Genomic DNA, 15,437 nt, shown 5'->3' on the forward strand with positions numbered 1-15,437 from the left:
CCCCTTCGTCTCTCACACATATTGGTTTATCTAATACTCCCACATCTCAAAAATCATGATAAAAATACCCTCTATATCCATAAAACCGTACGGGATTGCCATATACGAGCAATATCCCACAAACTTCCATCGCCGTGAGAACGACTTTCTGCACCCTTATCGGTGGCAACCGCCACGCCGGAACTCCCCCGAAGGTATCATTTCTGCGAAGGCTGCACGACGCATCCAGGCGGCCCTCAAATGGCTACTTTTCTTTTCCAAAACCAAAAAAGCGTACAACCGGGAAACCCATCGCTGGGTAAGATTCCGGATATCTCTCATCACGCTCACATTGAGTAGTCCCCAACGCCATTCCGACCAGGTCATCAAATCCCGCCTGTTCAATCAGCTTCTCACCGAACTCAGGGAACAAAACGGCATGATCCATTACGTTTGGAGAGCGGAAAAACAGGAAAACGGAAACATCCACTTTCACCTGGTCACAAACGTATTTATTCAGGCCGCCAAGCTCCGGGAAAAGTGGAACCGCATCCAGAACAAACTCGGCTACGTCGATGCCTATGCCAACCGGATGAACGCACAAATTCACTCTTTTGCCGATTATTACAACACCTTTGCCGGACAGGCCAGCACCACAATACTCCGGCAGCGTTACATCTACGGGACGACAACCCGTTGGCAGAATCCCAACAGCACTGATATCCATAGCGTCCGCCGGGTTCGTGACCTCGCCCGTTACTTGTGTAAATACCTTTGTAAAAACCTGCTCTCTGAATACACCTCCTATGATACAATCCCCCCGCATCTTCTGGTACACGGAAAACTTTGGGGATTGTCCCAGACCCTGAGCGCACTTAAAAACGTGACCGCTGTCGTTGATCGCTTCCTTTTCGACGATCTCACCACCCTGTGTACTGAATTTGCCGGCCGGATTATCCGGCACGACTACTGTACTTTCATCCCCGTTTCCTTTGCCGAAATAATCCGTTCCCGGTGTTCGGCCATTCTTCGCTGCATTTACGAACGCCTCAAAGAAATCGGAATCCACATGTTGCAACTCGCTTAATCCACCTGACCATGAAAAAACGCACTTACTACTGCGGCCGCTGCCATTATTTCCTTATCGCTCCCGACCAACCCGATCGGGAAAAGGGAAAATGTTACGGTCTCAAACAAACAACCGTCCTGGCAAAACAAAAGGCTTGCAAACACTATCGTCCCAAAAACCTAAAAACTTAACCCATGCAAAACAATCTCAATACTCTGATTCTCATACGTGAAGAATTTTATTCCGACCGTACTCTCGGCTCCATTCTTTTCCGGAACAATCTCTATGTCCGCACCCTTGAACCACCGTACTATCCTCCCGAACACACCCACCACAACATCCGCCGCACTGCTATCCCATTAGGGCTTTATCGCCTGAAATTTCACGACAGCCCTCGTTTTGGTCCGTCAAAAATCTATCTCTCGGATGTTCCCCACCGCTCCGGCATCCTGATCCATGCCGGTAACACTCCCTCTGACACAACCGGATGTATCCTCGTGGGCTGCGACCTCCGTTCCGGACGTCTGACGGAATCCCGCATAGTGCTCCGGCAACTTGAAACCTTCGCCCGGCAGCTTCACACTATCCACCGGGAAATCTTTCTGTACATCACCCGCTAACGATTGATATAAACACCCTGAAAACCATGTTTAAAAAACTTACCCCTCAAAACATCCGCCGCCTCCAGAGAAAAGCCGCACGTTTCGACGCACATATCCATGTCCGTACAGGCTCATACAGTCTGTTACTCCCGGGCTATTGTACATTTTCGTTTCATTCTTTCACTGCCCTGTGGACTTTTACTGTTTCCATTCGGGAAATATGCAAACGAAAACCGCCGTAAAAGCAACTTCATTTTATCAGGTTTCTGTGACGTTCATATCTCCATCCTTTGGAAATCATCAGCTCTTTGTGTTTTAACCGGAACCCGGGATTTTTATTCCCATAGAAGCAACCATAAGGAGATGAACGTTCCGGAAGGCTATTCAACAAGCACGAAAATTTCTCATCGCTCAGCCTATTATTAAAACATGACAGATATTTTAAAGTCCCGCATCCTTCAATTTCCAAACCTTTCAACTCGTTATGACAACACTCCAGCTCATACAATTCTTTACGCTCCTTTAAATCCAGCCAACTCAACCGGTTGCTTCTGCAATCCATATACCGCAGCTTCATACATCCGTCAATATTCAGCCTCACAAGGTCATTCGTATTACACACCAATACTTCTAAATTCGGAGCTTCACAAAAATCCAGTACTTCCAGAAAATTAAAACCACACCTCAGTTCCCGCAATTTATTACATCTTCCGAAATCCGCATCTGTCACCCCACATCCCGATATGTCCAACCGTCGTAAATTCCGGCCTATTAATACAACCTCAAACAAACCATCATCTTGATAAACATGGTAGCGTTTATTATCATTCGTCCCATCCCCCCACATTATCGAAAAATTTGTTGCATCGATCTCCATTCTGACCTTTCCATTCCGTTCGGTCATAATCTTCATACATACATAACAGAATCCCTTTAATTCTCTCGGTAAGTCCTTCGTGTAGTCTGGTCCATCCATATCATCAGTGTTTTGTGGGGACACAACTACAAAAAGAAAGAGTGAGCACCCCGAATTGCCCACTTCCAGGGAACAGCGACGAACCCCATCACGGAACAAAACGGAGGCTCACGTATCTGCATACGTCGAGCCCTCCGCAAAGTTCTCCGTGATTCTCAAAAGTCGCTGTTATTTGGAAGTGGAGACTTTAGCGTTAAACTAAAACGTCAATATGTCTTTATTTCTTCTTATTTCTACTGTACAAATATACAAAAAAAATTGTGAAATCATGCTTCATTGCACTTTACTGACTATTTACGGTGCAATAATTTGCCATTCTTCATCATCAATTGCAAAATAAAATACTTTCAATAAAAGAATTTGGATATATATTTTCAAATTTCAGGATTTCTTTGTCTATTGATCTATACATGAGATTGGCCTAGAGATTTTGATATTAATTTGGTGAAGTAAAAAAACAAAAGTACTTTTGTTTGAAGTTGAAAAGAAAGTAATATAAATCCAATAAAAATATGCATTATAAGAAATACATTAAGCAATACGAGGATTTGGTGACATCGAGAGAACAAACTAGAGCTGGTTTCATTTCTTTTGCTTTAGAAAAAAATAGACGCTCAACACCTTATATTGAAAGTGCCAAGTCTTTTAAACAATATGCTCAACTGGCTGAAACTCCAAAAGATCTTTTAAATATTCCTCAAATTCGTTTACCATTGTTAACTGCTGCTGGATTATCTGATAAAGCATTAAACTATTTTACGGAAAAAGATAAGGATGAGGCAATTAATGAATTGATTAAAAACTTTTTAGAGCCTGCCGGTGAAACTTTTGTTGATGAAGCTGTATATAGATTTTTATTGATAAAAGGAGATTCATTGGGAGGTTCGATGCGTAATTTAGTTGGAGCAATTGCGCAACAAAGATTGATAAGGACATTATTGTCGAATATGAGTATCATGAATATAAATTATAATTGGATTGATACTCGTTACCCCACGAAATGGCAACCTAAGCCAATGGACGATTATGAAATCGAAAATAATTTGAAAGCTATTTCATGGAGTATAGATGAGAAAAAAAGGACATTGGCTTTTAATTTAACAATTCCTAGAGTTAGTAAAAATATAGACATATGCTTATTCGGTTGTGGTATTGATAAATATAATAATGGTAAGACAGAACCAACTACAATTATTATGCTAGGAGAGTTAAAAGGAGGAATTGATCCAGCTGGAGCAGATGAACATTGGAAAACAGCAAGTAGTGCATTATCTAGGATTAGAAACTCTTGTAATGAAATAATTCCACATCTTAAAACTTCCTTTGTTGGTGCTGCAATTGAGAAGAGTATGGCTAGAGAAATTTGGGATCAGCTTGAATCAGGAGTATTGGACCACGCCGCAAATATGACCGTTGAAGAACAATTAATCAATTATTGTGATTGGATTTTAAGTATATGATGAGATGGGAGTGTGTAAAATGAGAGATTTTAAATTATTTGAAGATTACTTGTATCCTATTGATAATTGGAAAATTACATCTTTTTCTGCTGATGGTTTTTTTTGTCAGGAAGAAAGGATGAAATTGGAAGAAAAATATATTGAAATAACAGAAGTAACCGATAAGTTTAATCGTCAGAGTGTAAGTTATCAACTTAGTAAAAAAGATTCTATTCATAGATGGTTAAAGTATAAAGAGGGATTTTCTGCAGATTTGGTGAAAATCTTATTGAACGAATTTAATATACACGCTGGAGCAACTATATTAGACCCTTTTCTTGGTTCGGGAACAACTGCTTTAGTGGCGAGATTACAAGGAATAAATAGTATTGGCTTTGATATTTTACCTATAACAAATGTCTCGATTGCAGTAAAGTCATCAATTTTTCAATATCGTTTAGAGGAATTAAATAATTTGATTCGGGATATAGAAAATATAGCTATTCCTTTGGAATTTACTTTGAAAGCTAATTATATTAGCATCACGAAAGATGCCTATCCTGATAACAGGGAAATTGAACTATGTTTTATTACAGATTGGAATGAAAAATCTACATATTCAAATGAAATTAAAAACCTTGTGACTCTCTGTATTTTGAATTCTTTAGAAAGAATAAGTTATTCAGCAAAAGATGGTCAATATTTAAGATGGGATTATCGCTCGCCTAAAATTCAGGATGCCGAAAAGAAAAGATTACAAGCTGGTAAAGAACCTTTTGCAACTAAACTAGATAAAGGAGTATTACCTAGTTTAAAAGAGTGTTTGCTCAATGAACTAAAGACAGTAAGTACTGACATTAAGGATATTCAGAAAAATATTGATTCTACATTATTTGAACAGACAGAATTAGAGTATATTAATGGTAGTGCATTGTATGAGTTACCAAAGAAAGCAGACAATATAATTAATGGGGTTATAACTTCTCCTCCTTATTGTAATCGATACGATTATACAAGAACTTATGCTCTAGAATTAGTTTATTTGGGTAAGAATGAAGAAGAAGTAAAAAATTTAAGACAAGAATTACTTTCTTGTACTGTTGAGAATAAGTCAAAAATTGAAAGGTTAAAAGATCATTATGCATTATTAGGAAAAGAAAATGATTATAATAAGGTAATATCAATTATTGAAAATAATAAAACTCTTAAAGAAATTAATTTAGCTCTCGAAGCTAGGAATAAAAATGGAGATATCAATAATAAAGGTGTTCTTAAAATGGTGAATGGATATTTTTCAGAATTAACTTTTATATATTTTGAATTATTTCGATTATGTCGTAAAGGTGCTTATGTCGCTTTTGTAAATGACAATGTAAGATATGGAGGGGAGGTTATTCCTGTTGATTATTTGTCGACCGAGCTTGCAGAACAAATAGGTTTCACCCCGGTAAAAGTTTATACATTAAAGCAACAGAAGGGAAATAGTAGCCAGCAAATGAAAAAATTTGGTCGAATTCCTTTGAGAAAAAGCATTACTATATGGAAAAAAAATTAATAGTAAAAAACTTCCCTATATCAGGGAAGTTTTTACTTTTTACTCAATACATTTTTCATTCTCTGGAATCTTCTCGCAACGAATCACCAGTAATCCATTCGAGACGATAATCCTGGCAAAATCGCCGACTTCAAACCCGGCCTCTTTCAACCACACTCCGGCCAGAGAAATTGACGGTAGTCTCCGGAAGAAAGTAGATCGTGGGGAACTTATGCACCTGATCTTACGGGTGTGCACTTCATCATTTTGTTTTTTAGGTGTCATCTCAACGGTCCTCATAATTTTGTATTATAGAGTGAGGGCGGAGATATAGAAAACGGTTCCGCCTTTCCCGTTGAGTGACACCGCAAAGGCCGGGGGCACATTAATGCTCCCCACGGGGGTACAGAACCGTATATCAGATCAGAGGGCATAAAAATAGCCCACCAAACAATAAGGCAGGTTTCCCACCTTTGCGTATGTCACTCACCCCAAATTTACGACTTTATTCTATCTTATCAAACAGATTCGTACAAAAATTAATATCTTTGGTTATTAGTTTTATTATATGGCATTGAATTTAGAACATTTAAAAGAAAGGCCTCACCTTGTAATATTAGGGGCAGGAGCTACTATTGCAACTATTCCTCAGGGAGATCGAAATGGTAGAAAATCTTCCCTTATGGATAATTTTATTAACGAGCTTGGTTTAAATGAGCTATTAAACGACGTCATTTTTAATACTAATAGTAACAATCTGGAAAATATATATTCGGAATTATATGATCGGGAGGATTGTCAAAGTATTCGACTTTTATTAGAAACAAAAATCGGTGAATATTTCGATTTACTCCAGTTACCAGATCATCCAACGATATATGATCTGCTTATTATCTCCCTCCGAAAAAAAGATGCCATTGCCACGTTCAACTGGGATCCGCTTTTATTACAAGCTTATAATCGTGTAAGAAAAATTACCGATGATCTACCAGAACTTCTTTTTTTACATGGTTGTATACATGCAGGAATTTGTGAACGTGACAATCGTTTCGGACACATAAAAGCTCATTGTCCGGTTTGTGGTCGTTTATTTCAAAAAGTCCCATTACTTTATCCTGTAAAACACAAAGACTATACATCTAATATTTTCATCCGTGACCAGTGGCAGATTGTGAAAAATTATCTTCAACAATCCCTTATATTAACTATATTCGGTTACGGAGCACCCAAAACTGATGAAGGTGCTCTTCAGCTTCTTCATCAGGGCTATGGCTCTGACCTTCGTTATTTGGATCAGGTCGAGATTATTGATATAAAAGATCATGATCAGTTGTATGATACTTGGAACTATTTTTTTGATAAATCACATGGTCATTTGAAAATACATGATTCTTTTTTTGACTCTTTAATTGCAGAATTTCCCCGTCGTAGTGTAGAAGGTTATTTTAAACGTAATATTGAAGGTTGGTGGGGTGAATCTTCATTCAGCCTAAAAACAAATTATCAAACATTTTTACAGTTACGAAACGACATTCAATTATTACTTCGTAATGAATCCAAAGGAAACTTTGAAGTTATATGATTAATTCGCAGTATATATATAGTTTCGTTATATCGCCCGTCCATCCTTATAGCATTTCTCCAACACGATCAATCGCAATCCCTCCCGCTTTTAAGTAACATAATCCCATCGGGATTATGGAACAGCCACACGGATCACCCCACGACCGAAGCCGTCCCACAATCCGGATTATGTTAAATAAAAACTCCTCTCCATCACACCCAGCCACACAAAACCCTGATATCCCACTCCGCCAACCTTGCCATACCCATCCATCACACTGTCCTATACGTACCCCTGATACCCCACACCTATCACGACACGCCCTTTGCCGCTTTTGCCAATCCTGCCGGAAATGCCCGACCTTCAACTGATCTCATTTTCAATCGTCCTTTCACGGGCATAACCCACCCCTGCGCTAAGCCTCCGGCTACGGCTTCCATGTCTCTGGCGGACGGAGCCGTAACCGGCCATCGCTCCCCGCCGCACCTCTTTTGCCATTGTCCTGGCACATGCCCGACAACGAACAAACCGTTCTTTCCATCCTTTTCTCACGGGCATTTACCCGCATCCACCCACATCCAACTCTCTATTTATTGTGACTATTCACACAACCTCCCCACAACCGAAAACAGTCACAAAAAATCCCGATTCACCCCATATCACTCCATCGCTGCACTCCATCCACCCGCCTGCAAAAATGGAAGCCCTTGAACCCACATCCCACCTTTTCAAAGGCTTCCATCTATGCGTCCCATGCTCCACACCACACAAACCACCCCAATTCCTCCCCATGCTTGTGCCTGGTAATCCCTCCCCGTCTGACAACTTAACAAACCGGCTCCTCACACATCCCTTCACACTGTCGGCCTGTTAAATTGTCCCAGGCTCCGCCTCCCTGCTGATCACTAGGCACAACCGCCACCTCATACCCCGCATCCACGCCCTTCCCGCCGCTTTTCCCGTCGTCCTGCAAAGCGCCGGCAGAAACATCATCACATTTCCCATCGTCATCTACGGCGCCAGTAAACCCTCTTAAAAATACATTGATTAATAACGGCATATCTTCGGCATACTACCGGCATACCCCAGATAAATATCACAACAATCATTATCCCATCACTCGTGTTAAAGTCTTCATCTGAATATATAATAATCTGCAAATAAGCATATATTGTGATAAATCACCCATCTATCACATAAAAATTACAGTCATGAAAGCAAAAACAAACGAATTATTTGAAGATTTCACCGGCTCAACCGGTAACATTACCGCCGCCCATTCTGCCGGTCATTTGGTTGTACGTAACAAAGTTATTCCTACCTACACGGATACAGAGTACCAGCGGGTTTTACGTCAGAATTTCAGCCGCTTTGCAAAGAACTGGCAGGATTTAACGGATACACAGCGGGCACTCTGGGCTGAAAAGTCAAAAACAGTTTCAGCTTCCGGTTCTTATTACGGGATATCCGGAAAAATCAGCGGGTTTAACCTGTATGTCCGTTGTAACATGAATCTCGAACTCGTTGGCATCACCACGCCATTGACCGAACCGGCTGACAATCTGACCAGTCAATTACCTGGACTCTCTTCCTTGATATTGGCAGATTCAGCTCTAAAGATTTCATTTGACGGAAACGTGAGTGAAAACGATATATTACTTGTTCGTATTACTCCGTTATCGGTAGGACAGAGTACTAACATTAACGGACTTAGGCAGGTTGGAACTGTTGCAGGAGGAGCCGCCGAAGCAACTATCACCGAAAAATACACTGCACAATTTGGTGCGCCGGTAGTTGGTGATAAGGTACAGGTGCAGATTTATGCCATTAACAGTATCAGTGGTTATGCTTCGGCACGTCAGATTTTTGTTTTTAACATAACCGGGGCATCTGCCGGTTGATCAAACACAGGGATGATCCTGTAAAAAAGGAGGTAATTATGGCAACGAATTGGAAAAAGACACTTTGGGATATTATTCTCACGATTCTTTCCCTGGGAATTTCCCATATCCAGAAGCGTAAAAAAAAATTAGAGGAGGAAAGCAAAAAATCCACAAATACGCCCTCCGAAAACTGATCATTTACCTTTATTGTGTGTATAAGCGGCTCTGAAAAAGCCGCTTTTTCTTATTCCATGTTTTGCAAATGTTTTGCAAAATGTTAAAACGAAAACACCAATCAGTTGAAATTCAGCTAATTGGTGTTTTAATGTTGTGGTCCCACTTGGGCTTGAACCAAGGACTCCCTGATTATGAGTCAGGTGCTCTAACCAGCTGAGCTATAGGACCTACACTCTCGTGTGTTATCGGTTTCACGCGTTAACGGGTGCAAATATAGGGATAAAATCTGGTTTTTTGCAAAGGATGTGCAAAAAAAATGTTACTTTCGTTTTGAAAGAGAAGTTAAGTGGGTAGGGGTATGTGTAGATAGAGATAGGTGTAACGCTAATATTGGTCCGGAAAAATGAAAATATGCTTGTTAGTGATCGGAAAAACGGATGCGGCTTATATCAGAACGGGGATTGAGGAGTATGAGAAGCGGTTGACACGTTATGTTCCTTATGAGATGAGGGTTTTGCCGGATGTGAAAAACAGTAAGAATATGCCGGAGAGCCTTCAAAAGGGTAAAGAAGGGGAATTGATATTGGGGCAATTGCAGGCGGGAGATGTTGTTGTATTGTTGGACGAAAAGGGAAATCAGTTTACTTCTACCGGGTTTTCAGGGTATTTGGCACAGAAGATGCAGAGTGGAATAAAGCGCTTGGTATTTGTTATCGGAGGGCCTTACGGTTTTGCCGAAGATGTTTATAAACGGGCTAACGATAAGTTGTCATTGTCTAAGATGACATTTTCTCACCAGATGGTCCGGATGATTTTTGTGGAACAGGTTTACCGGGCAATGACGATCATGAATGGGGAACCATACCATCATGAGTGATGGTTTTTCGGATTAGTAAAGAAAAACACATGAAAAAAGCTTTAGTTGTATTCATTGCAGGACTGACCATTTTGCTGGGGGCATTATGTTGGGAATATATTTTAGATCGTCATGCCGGTGAAGATTGGGTCCGGGATTTTGAGAAGCGGTTGCACGATAAGGAGGCTGAGGCGGAAAGTTTGTTGAAGCAATTCCGGGACAGTGTGAATATAGACGAGTACGTTTGGGAAGAGGATATTGTTTTTGTTGGGTTTAGGAATAAGAAGGTCTTTTTCTGGACAAATGAAATTATCGGTATGGACGGTTTATATGACGGACTGAATACCGGAGATAATTTTATAAAGATCAATAATGCTTTTTATGAGGTCCGGAAGAAGGTATATGGAGATAATGAATATTTTGCATTACTGCATATTAAGGATAATTATCCTTACGATAATGAATATGTCAAAAACCGTTTCGGTAAATTTTTAGGTGTCGATATTGAAAATGCGGACAATATTATAGTGAGGCGCTTTGCTCAGGGCGGAGAATGGGAAATCAAGACCAAAGAAGGGAAGCCGCTTTTCTATGTACAGCATAGTGAGAATTTTAAAGATCGCTCGGTAAATTATCTGATTATCACGTTTTATCTTTTGTTTTTTATCAGTTTATTTTATGTATATAATCTGCTACTGACTTCCGCTTCTTCTTTCCGGATGCAATTGTTATACATTACCGGTTTTATCCTGTTTTTGCTTTTGTTGCGTTATACAATGATTGAAAATCAGTTCCCGGGTTCTGTTTACCGATTGTCTTTGTTTGACGGGACATTGATGGCAGGGCGTACGGTGACATCTATCGGGGATCTTATGTTATCGGCTTTTTCGATTGTTCAGGTCCTTTATATTTCTTTCAGTGCTTTGAAGGTAAATTATCAGAGTCCTAAGGTCAGGCGTATCCGCTATGTTATTATGGTCGGTTTGATTGTATTGGCTGCCGTATATATGTTTACATGGACTTATGCGATCAGTTCTTTGATCGGGCATACGGATGTCCATTTGAATATTGCCCGGGTGGTGAATGTCGGATTGCCTTCTATTGTGGCTTTTGTTGCGATTATTATGGGCGGAGTGGGACTTATCATCATCATCGATGGGGCGGTATATATATTGAAAAATCTGCTTCCTTTAAAAATTGTTCTGGAGACGGTTGTCGTGGTCATGGGCTTTTTGGCTTTTCTCTGTATGTTGTGGGATATGGACAGTTTTTTCTGGGGCAGTCTTTTTGTGCTGGTTAATTTCATTTTATTTGCTGTAAATCGTTATGCGGTGAACCGGGATATGCAGCGTAGTATTTTTATATTGACGATGTCTTTGTTGTCTGTGTATATTGTTTTAACGGCAAAAAAATACGAGCAATACCGGGAGTTGACCCAGAGAGCTGCCTATGCGACAGAGCTTATCGAGGAGCGGGATCGTAATTTTGAGAAGAAGCTGGTGGAAATAGATGAGCAGATTAATGATTCCGAGGTGATAGCCGATTTGGTGGCAAATTACAATGAAGAGTTTTTGAGGTTATGTCTGACGAATGATTTGTTGGATTTAAACGGGTATAATTATATTTCTGATATTACGTTGTGTCGTCAGGATGATAGTCTCCGAGTGGGGGTTGCTGCACAATTGCATTGTTGTAACGATTATTTCGGAGATATAATCAATTGGCACGGAGAACGGTTGGGGAAGACTAATTTTTATTTTATTAATGATTTCGACGGTTATGTTTCTTATATCGGCCGGTTTGAATTCGGGGAGGTTATTCTTTATTTGAGTTTTGATTCGGCGAAAGACAGTGAGGGAAGTGGTTATCCACAGATATTATCCAGGGAATCGATAGAAGGGATTGATATTATTTATCCGTATTCATACGCCAAGTATCGGGACGGGCAATTGATATTTTCATCCGGAGAGTTTAATTATTACCGTTCGTTTAATTCTTTTGGTGAATACCATGGGAATATAGCGATTGTGGAGAAAGATCATTATTCACATATGGTTATCCCGGTCAATGAAAGCGGAGGTTTGGTCATGAGTTTGTCGGATTCGATCTTTTCTTTGTACTATGTAAATATATTGTATGTTTTTTTCGTTTGCATATTGCTTTCTTCTTACGGGCTTTTTTTTAGCCGTGATCACAAAATAAATTATAGGCGCGGGACTTTAAAATCCAGGATTAAAAACAGTATTGTTTCTTTGATTTTCGTATTGTTTTTTATTCTTACGGCTTTATCTATTTATCTGAATACGAAAAGTTTTGAAGATCGTCACCGTTCAAAAGCGACGGAGTTGCTGAAGTACGTCAATAAAGAGCTGGAGGCGTTGGAATGTGTGGAGTATACAGAGTGCCAGGATATCCTGAATGTATTGACGAATATGTCTGAAATCCTGATGATCGATATCAATATCTATTCTCAGAAAGGTATGTTGGTGGCTACTTCCCGTCCGGAAATCTTTACGGCCGGTTTTGCCGGTTATCTGGTGGATGCGGAGGCTTTAAAGAGCATTGTCGATGACGGTTCGATGAGTTTTGTCAAGGAAAAGCATATCGGGGAATTGAATTATATGTCGGTGTATATGCCGTTGGTTTTGGAAAATAATAAGTCGTATATACTCAATGTTCCTTATTTTACACAGAATGACGAGTTGAATCTCGATATTGTGATTATGGTGATTATTGCGGTTAATATTGCTATTGTCGTCATGGTACTGGCTTTTATCTTATCCGGCGTGGTGGCAGAAAGGGTAACGAAACCGTTACAATTGGTCAATGATAAATTGAAGCAGATGCGGATCGGAGGGAAAAATGAGAAGATTGTTTATAACCGCCGTGATGAAGTGGGGAGTTTGGTGAAAGAGTATAACAATATGGTGGAGAAATTGGAGGAGAGTGTCAGCCAGTTGGCTAAATCGGAACGTGAGAGTGCCTGGCGGGAGATGGCGAGACAAATTGCTCACGAAATAAAGAATCCGCTCACACCGATGAAGCTGAATATACAGTTTATGTTGCGTTCGTTGCAGATTGAAGATCCCGATGAATTTAAAAAGCGTTTTAAGGATGTGTCTACGGTGTTGATTGAGCAGATTGATAATATGGCTTCGATCGCATCGGCATTTTCCGATTTTGCAAAGATCCCGGTTTCCCAAAAGGAAGTTTTCGATATTAGTGAAATGGTACGGAATTGTGCGACATTGTTTGAAATGAATGTAGATTATCTGGAATGTAATATTATTCCCGGTGTTCGGGTGCTGGCAGATAAGGAACAGGTACACCGTGTAATTGTAAATGTCTTGCAAAATGCTGTACAGAGTATTCCGGAGGACCGCAAGGGCGAGTTGCGTATAAGAACAGACAAGGTCGGACAGAATGTTGTCATTCGCATCCGGGATAACGGAGTCGGCATACCGGCAGAAATACGGGAAAAAATTTTCGAACCTAATTTTACGACCAAGACGAGCGGTATGGGGTTAGGATTGGCTATTTCAAGGCGGATCATGGAAAGTATGGGAGGGATCATCGATTTTATGAGTCTGGATGTCGGAACTGAATTTTTTATCGTTTTAAGGTATACGGATGGTATTGAAAGGGTAGAATGAATAAGTTGATTTAATTTTCAATTATGGAGAGTAGTTATCTGATGTTTTTTATGGTTTTGTTCTGTGTGCTGATGATAGCCGCAGTTGTAATTTGGTATTTGTATCATAAGGTGAAGGCAATGCCCGATGGGGATGCGAAGGTAGCGATGGAGGATTTTGAGCCTTTTTTTAAAGTGGCAGCCGGGGATATTGTAAAGTTGACGAATGCTAATTTTATCGAGCAATTGGAACTTTTGATCCGGGAGTCGAATGTCGAGAGTAAACTGCCGGCTTTTTATGAAAAATACCTGGAATTGAACAAAACCAATAAAGAGGGGTATTTTCAAAATTTGTTGGAGATGCTGGGGAAAAATAGGGGAAATTATATAAATACGCTGTTGGGTAATCATCCGGAAATTTCGACACAGGAGATATTGCTGTTAATTTTGATGCAGGAAAAATTCGATAATAAGTCGATAGCCCGTATATTGTTTATAACTCCGGAAACATTGAAGAAACGTAAATCCCGTTTAAAAGCTAAGTTAGGCAGGAAAGAAGATGTATAAATTTGCCGTTGTTTTTGAGAAATATGTGTAAAAAGCTGTATTTTCGTAGGTCCGAAGTGTGATGAATTAAAAAATGTGTAATATTATGAATATAAAATTTTTGTCTTTTGTGATTTTGTTGTTTGCTTTTTCAGGTAGTTATGCTCAGCCTGTTATTCATTTTGAACAGCGCTTGCATGATTTCGGAACAATAAAGGAAGTGAATGGGGCTGTGTCTTATAATTTTGTATTTGTAAATCAGGGCACGAGTCCGATTTTGGTGAAAAATGTCGAATCTTCCTGCGGTTGTACTTCTCCGGAATGGACCAAACAGCCTGTTTTGCCCGGACAAACGGGATTTGTCAAGGCTACTTTCGATCCGAAGGACCGGCCGGGCTATTTTGATAAGACGATTACTGTTTTTTCCAATGCCAAGACTCCTATTGTGGAATTGAAGATTAAAGGAACGGTAGAGGGGCGTACACGTACTGTTTTAGATGAATATCCGTATGAATTGGCTTCCGGTTTGCGTTTGCCTCTGGATCACATTTCTTTGATGAAGGTAAGGAAAGGGGATGCCAAAGGAATGAATTACGGTGTATATAATAATTCGGGGAAGAAAGTTGCCGTTTCCTTTACCGACGTCCCGTCCTGGCTGAAGATCAGTATTGAACCGCAACAGATGGAAACCGGGAAAATCGCCATGATAAAAGCTTCTTGTAATACGGCTTTGTTAAATAATTATGGTTTGAATGAACAGGAAATCGGTTTGCTTGTGAATGGTAAAAAATATCCTTTGAGGGTGTCCGTGTATGTGGAGGAGGATTTTAGTGGAAAGGATATGTCGACGGCTCCTGCTATTACTGTGGAAAAAAAATATTATAATTTCGGAACGATTGCTTCACCGGCACAAGCTGGTTATACCTATAAGATTACGAATACCGGTAAGTCTTTGTTGAAGATTCACCGGGTTTATGCAAACGACAGCCGGATAAAGGTGACGTTAGCAGTTCAGGAGCTTAAACCCGGTGAGTCGACAGAGATAAAAGCGGAAACCGTGGAAAAGGCTATGGCCGGAAAACTTTCGGGTGTTATAAACGTAATCACGAATAGTCCTTTAAACCCGGATCTGCCCCTCCGGTTTTATGGGGAGATCAAGTAAAGGGCTTAGAAAAATTATA

The 15,437-nt window shown here is 40.1% G+C and carries 17 protein-coding genes and 1 tRNA gene; 12 read left to right on the forward strand and 6 right to left on the reverse strand.

All coding sequences use genetic code 11. The features are described 5' to 3' along the window. Positions 1 to 55 precede the first annotated feature (55 nt). Genes DD657_RS00495 through DD657_RS15155 form a run of 3 tightly spaced genes read left to right on the forward strand, consistent with a single transcriptional unit; the run spans position 56 to position 1,668 of the window. Positions 56 to 1,066 (forward strand): rolling circle replication-associated protein, encoded by a 1,011-nt coding sequence (locus DD657_RS00495; RefSeq protein WP_287047980.1) that lies wholly within the window; start codon positions 56 to 58, stop codon positions 1,064 to 1,066. 11 nt (positions 1,067 to 1,077) lie between these two features. After that, positions 1,078 to 1,239 carry a hypothetical protein gene (locus DD657_RS00500; protein WP_287047981.1) on the forward strand — a complete coding sequence of 54 codons (162 nt, stop codon included), beginning with the start codon at positions 1,078 to 1,080 and terminating at the stop codon, positions 1,237 to 1,239. Between the two features lie 3 nt (positions 1,240 to 1,242). After that, complete coding sequence (locus DD657_RS15155; RefSeq protein WP_353745275.1) at positions 1,243 to 1,668, forward strand: DUF5675 family protein; 426 nt, start codon at positions 1,243 to 1,245, stop codon at positions 1,666 to 1,668. A gap of 232 nt (positions 1,669 to 1,900) precedes the next feature. Here DD657_RS15155 and DD657_RS00510 read toward each other — a convergent pair whose 3' ends face one another. Further along, positions 1,901 to 2,626: a leucine-rich repeat domain-containing protein gene (locus DD657_RS00510; protein ID WP_287047983.1), complete on the reverse strand. Its 726-nt coding sequence runs from the start codon at positions 2,624 to 2,626 to the stop codon at positions 1,901 to 1,903. A gap of 512 nt (positions 2,627 to 3,138) precedes the next feature. Here DD657_RS00510 and DD657_RS00515 point away from each other — a divergent pair. Further along, complete coding sequence (locus DD657_RS00515) at positions 3,139 to 4,086, forward strand: AvaI/BsoBI family type II restriction endonuclease (RefSeq protein WP_287047984.1); 948 nt, start codon at positions 3,139 to 3,141, stop codon at positions 4,084 to 4,086. 4 nt (positions 4,087 to 4,090) lie between these two features. Continuing rightward, positions 4,091 to 5,620 carry a DNA methyltransferase gene (locus tag DD657_RS00520; RefSeq protein WP_287047985.1) on the forward strand — a complete coding sequence of 510 codons (1,530 nt, stop codon included), beginning with the start codon at positions 4,091 to 4,093 and terminating at the stop codon, positions 5,618 to 5,620. A gap of 39 nt (positions 5,621 to 5,659) precedes the next feature. Here the strand turns inward: DD657_RS00520 and DD657_RS15160 are convergent, their stop codons facing one another. Continuing rightward, positions 5,660 to 5,899 carry a SymE family type I addiction module toxin gene (locus DD657_RS15160; RefSeq protein WP_353745276.1) on the reverse strand — a complete coding sequence of 80 codons (240 nt, stop codon included), beginning with the start codon at positions 5,897 to 5,899 and terminating at the stop codon, positions 5,660 to 5,662. A 268-nt stretch (positions 5,900 to 6,167) separates the two neighbouring features. Here DD657_RS15160 and DD657_RS00525 point away from each other — a divergent pair, with 268 nt between their 5' ends. Further along, positions 6,168 to 7,181: a hypothetical protein gene (locus DD657_RS00525; protein ID WP_287047986.1), complete on the forward strand. Its 1,014-nt coding sequence runs from the start codon at positions 6,168 to 6,170 to the stop codon at positions 7,179 to 7,181. A 345-nt stretch (positions 7,182 to 7,526) separates the two neighbouring features. On the opposite strand, the gene DD657_RS00530 is transcribed toward DD657_RS00525, so the two are convergent. From DD657_RS00530 to DD657_RS00540, 3 genes are read right to left on the reverse strand one after another with little or no spacing between them, the layout of a single operon-like run. Then, positions 7,527 to 7,715, reverse strand: a complete 189-nt coding sequence (locus tag DD657_RS00530) for a hypothetical protein (protein WP_287047987.1) — start codon at positions 7,713 to 7,715, stop codon at positions 7,527 to 7,529. A gap of 51 nt (positions 7,716 to 7,766) precedes the next feature. Next, entirely contained in the window at positions 7,767 to 7,955 is a 189-nt protein-coding gene (locus tag DD657_RS00535; RefSeq protein ID WP_287047988.1) for a hypothetical protein, read from the reverse strand. 34 nt (positions 7,956 to 7,989) lie between these two features. After that, complete coding sequence (locus tag DD657_RS00540; protein ID WP_287047989.1) at positions 7,990 to 8,223, reverse strand: hypothetical protein; 234 nt, start codon at positions 8,221 to 8,223, stop codon at positions 7,990 to 7,992. Positions 8,224 to 8,374: 151 nt separating this feature from the next. On the opposite strand from DD657_RS00540, the gene DD657_RS00545 reads away from it, so the two are divergent. Continuing rightward, positions 8,375 to 9,064, forward strand: coding sequence for a hypothetical protein (locus tag DD657_RS00545; RefSeq protein WP_287047990.1), 690 nt, complete (start codon positions 8,375 to 8,377; stop codon positions 9,062 to 9,064). 38 nt (positions 9,065 to 9,102) lie between these two features. After that, positions 9,103 to 9,240 (forward strand): hypothetical protein, encoded by a 138-nt coding sequence (locus DD657_RS00550; RefSeq protein ID WP_287047991.1) that lies wholly within the window; start codon positions 9,103 to 9,105, stop codon positions 9,238 to 9,240. 137 nt (positions 9,241 to 9,377) lie between these two features. Here the strand turns inward: DD657_RS00550 and DD657_RS00555 are convergent. Further along, positions 9,378 to 9,451 (reverse strand) — tRNA-Ile (locus tag DD657_RS00555). A 175-nt stretch (positions 9,452 to 9,626) separates the two neighbouring features. On the opposite strand from DD657_RS00555, the gene rlmH reads away from it, so the two are divergent. The 4 genes from rlmH (at position 9,627) to DD657_RS00575 (ending at position 15,418) form a co-directional block, all read left to right on the forward strand. Then, the gene (gene rlmH, locus DD657_RS00560; RefSeq protein ID WP_021987043.1) at positions 9,627 to 10,100 is read left to right on the forward strand and encodes a 23S rRNA (pseudouridine(1915)-N(3))-methyltransferase RlmH; all 474 of its coding nucleotides are present in this window, start codon (positions 9,627 to 9,629) and stop codon (positions 10,098 to 10,100) included. A gap of 29 nt (positions 10,101 to 10,129) precedes the next feature. Then, positions 10,130 to 13,732, forward strand: a complete 3,603-nt coding sequence (locus DD657_RS00565; RefSeq protein WP_287047992.1) for a sensor histidine kinase — start codon at positions 10,130 to 10,132, stop codon at positions 13,730 to 13,732. A gap of 23 nt (positions 13,733 to 13,755) precedes the next feature. Continuing rightward, positions 13,756 to 14,277 (forward strand): helix-turn-helix transcriptional regulator, encoded by a 522-nt coding sequence (locus tag DD657_RS00570; protein WP_021987045.1) that lies wholly within the window; start codon positions 13,756 to 13,758, stop codon positions 14,275 to 14,277. Positions 14,278 to 14,362: 85 nt separating this feature from the next. Beyond that, positions 14,363 to 15,418 carry a DUF1573 domain-containing protein gene (locus DD657_RS00575; protein ID WP_021987046.1) on the forward strand — a complete coding sequence of 352 codons (1,056 nt, stop codon included), beginning with the start codon at positions 14,363 to 14,365 and terminating at the stop codon, positions 15,416 to 15,418. Positions 15,419 to 15,437 lie beyond the last annotated feature (19 nt).

The sequence above is a fragment of the Culturomica sp. genome (genome assembly GCF_003524185.1).
Lineage (GTDB): Bacteria > Bacteroidota > Bacteroidia > Bacteroidales > Marinifilaceae > Culturomica > Culturomica massiliensis.

Excerpts from the sequence above, each read along its gene's own strand:
- DD657_RS00495 (WP_287047980.1), top strand. The coding sequence starts at position 56 with ATGATAAAAATACCCTCTATATCCATAAAACCGTACGGGATTGCCATA.
- DD657_RS00500 (WP_287047981.1), top strand. The coding sequence starts at position 1,078 with ATGAAAAAACGCACTTACTACTGCGGCCGCTGCCATTATTTCCTTATC.
- DD657_RS15155 (WP_353745275.1), top strand. The coding sequence starts at position 1,243 with ATGCAAAACAATCTCAATACTCTGATTCTCATACGTGAAGAATTTTAT.
- DD657_RS00510 (WP_287047983.1), bottom strand. The coding sequence starts at position 2,626 with ATGGATGGACCAGACTACACGAAGGACTTACCGAGAGAATTAAAGGGA.
- DD657_RS00515 (WP_287047984.1), top strand. The coding sequence starts at position 3,139 with ATGCATTATAAGAAATACATTAAGCAATACGAGGATTTGGTGACATCG.
- DD657_RS00520 (WP_287047985.1), top strand. The coding sequence starts at position 4,091 with ATGGGAGTGTGTAAAATGAGAGATTTTAAATTATTTGAAGATTACTTG.
- DD657_RS15160 (WP_353745276.1), bottom strand. The coding sequence starts at position 5,899 with ATGAGGACCGTTGAGATGACACCTAAAAAACAAAATGATGAAGTGCAC.
- DD657_RS00525 (WP_287047986.1), top strand. The coding sequence starts at position 6,168 with ATGGCATTGAATTTAGAACATTTAAAAGAAAGGCCTCACCTTGTAATA.
- DD657_RS00535 (WP_287047988.1), bottom strand. The coding sequence starts at position 7,955 with ATGGGGAGGAATTGGGGTGGTTTGTGTGGTGTGGAGCATGGGACGCAT.
- DD657_RS00540 (WP_287047989.1), bottom strand. The coding sequence starts at position 8,223 with ATGCCGTTATTAATCAATGTATTTTTAAGAGGGTTTACTGGCGCCGTA.
- DD657_RS00545 (WP_287047990.1), top strand. The coding sequence starts at position 8,375 with ATGAAAGCAAAAACAAACGAATTATTTGAAGATTTCACCGGCTCAACC.
- DD657_RS00550 (WP_287047991.1), top strand. The coding sequence starts at position 9,103 with ATGGCAACGAATTGGAAAAAGACACTTTGGGATATTATTCTCACGATT.
- rlmH (WP_021987043.1), top strand. The coding sequence starts at position 9,627 with ATGAAAATATGCTTGTTAGTGATCGGAAAAACGGATGCGGCTTATATC.
- DD657_RS00565 (WP_287047992.1), top strand. The coding sequence starts at position 10,130 with ATGAAAAAAGCTTTAGTTGTATTCATTGCAGGACTGACCATTTTGCTG.
- DD657_RS00570 (WP_021987045.1), top strand. The coding sequence starts at position 13,756 with ATGGAGAGTAGTTATCTGATGTTTTTTATGGTTTTGTTCTGTGTGCTG.
- DD657_RS00575 (WP_021987046.1), top strand. The coding sequence starts at position 14,363 with ATGAATATAAAATTTTTGTCTTTTGTGATTTTGTTGTTTGCTTTTTCA.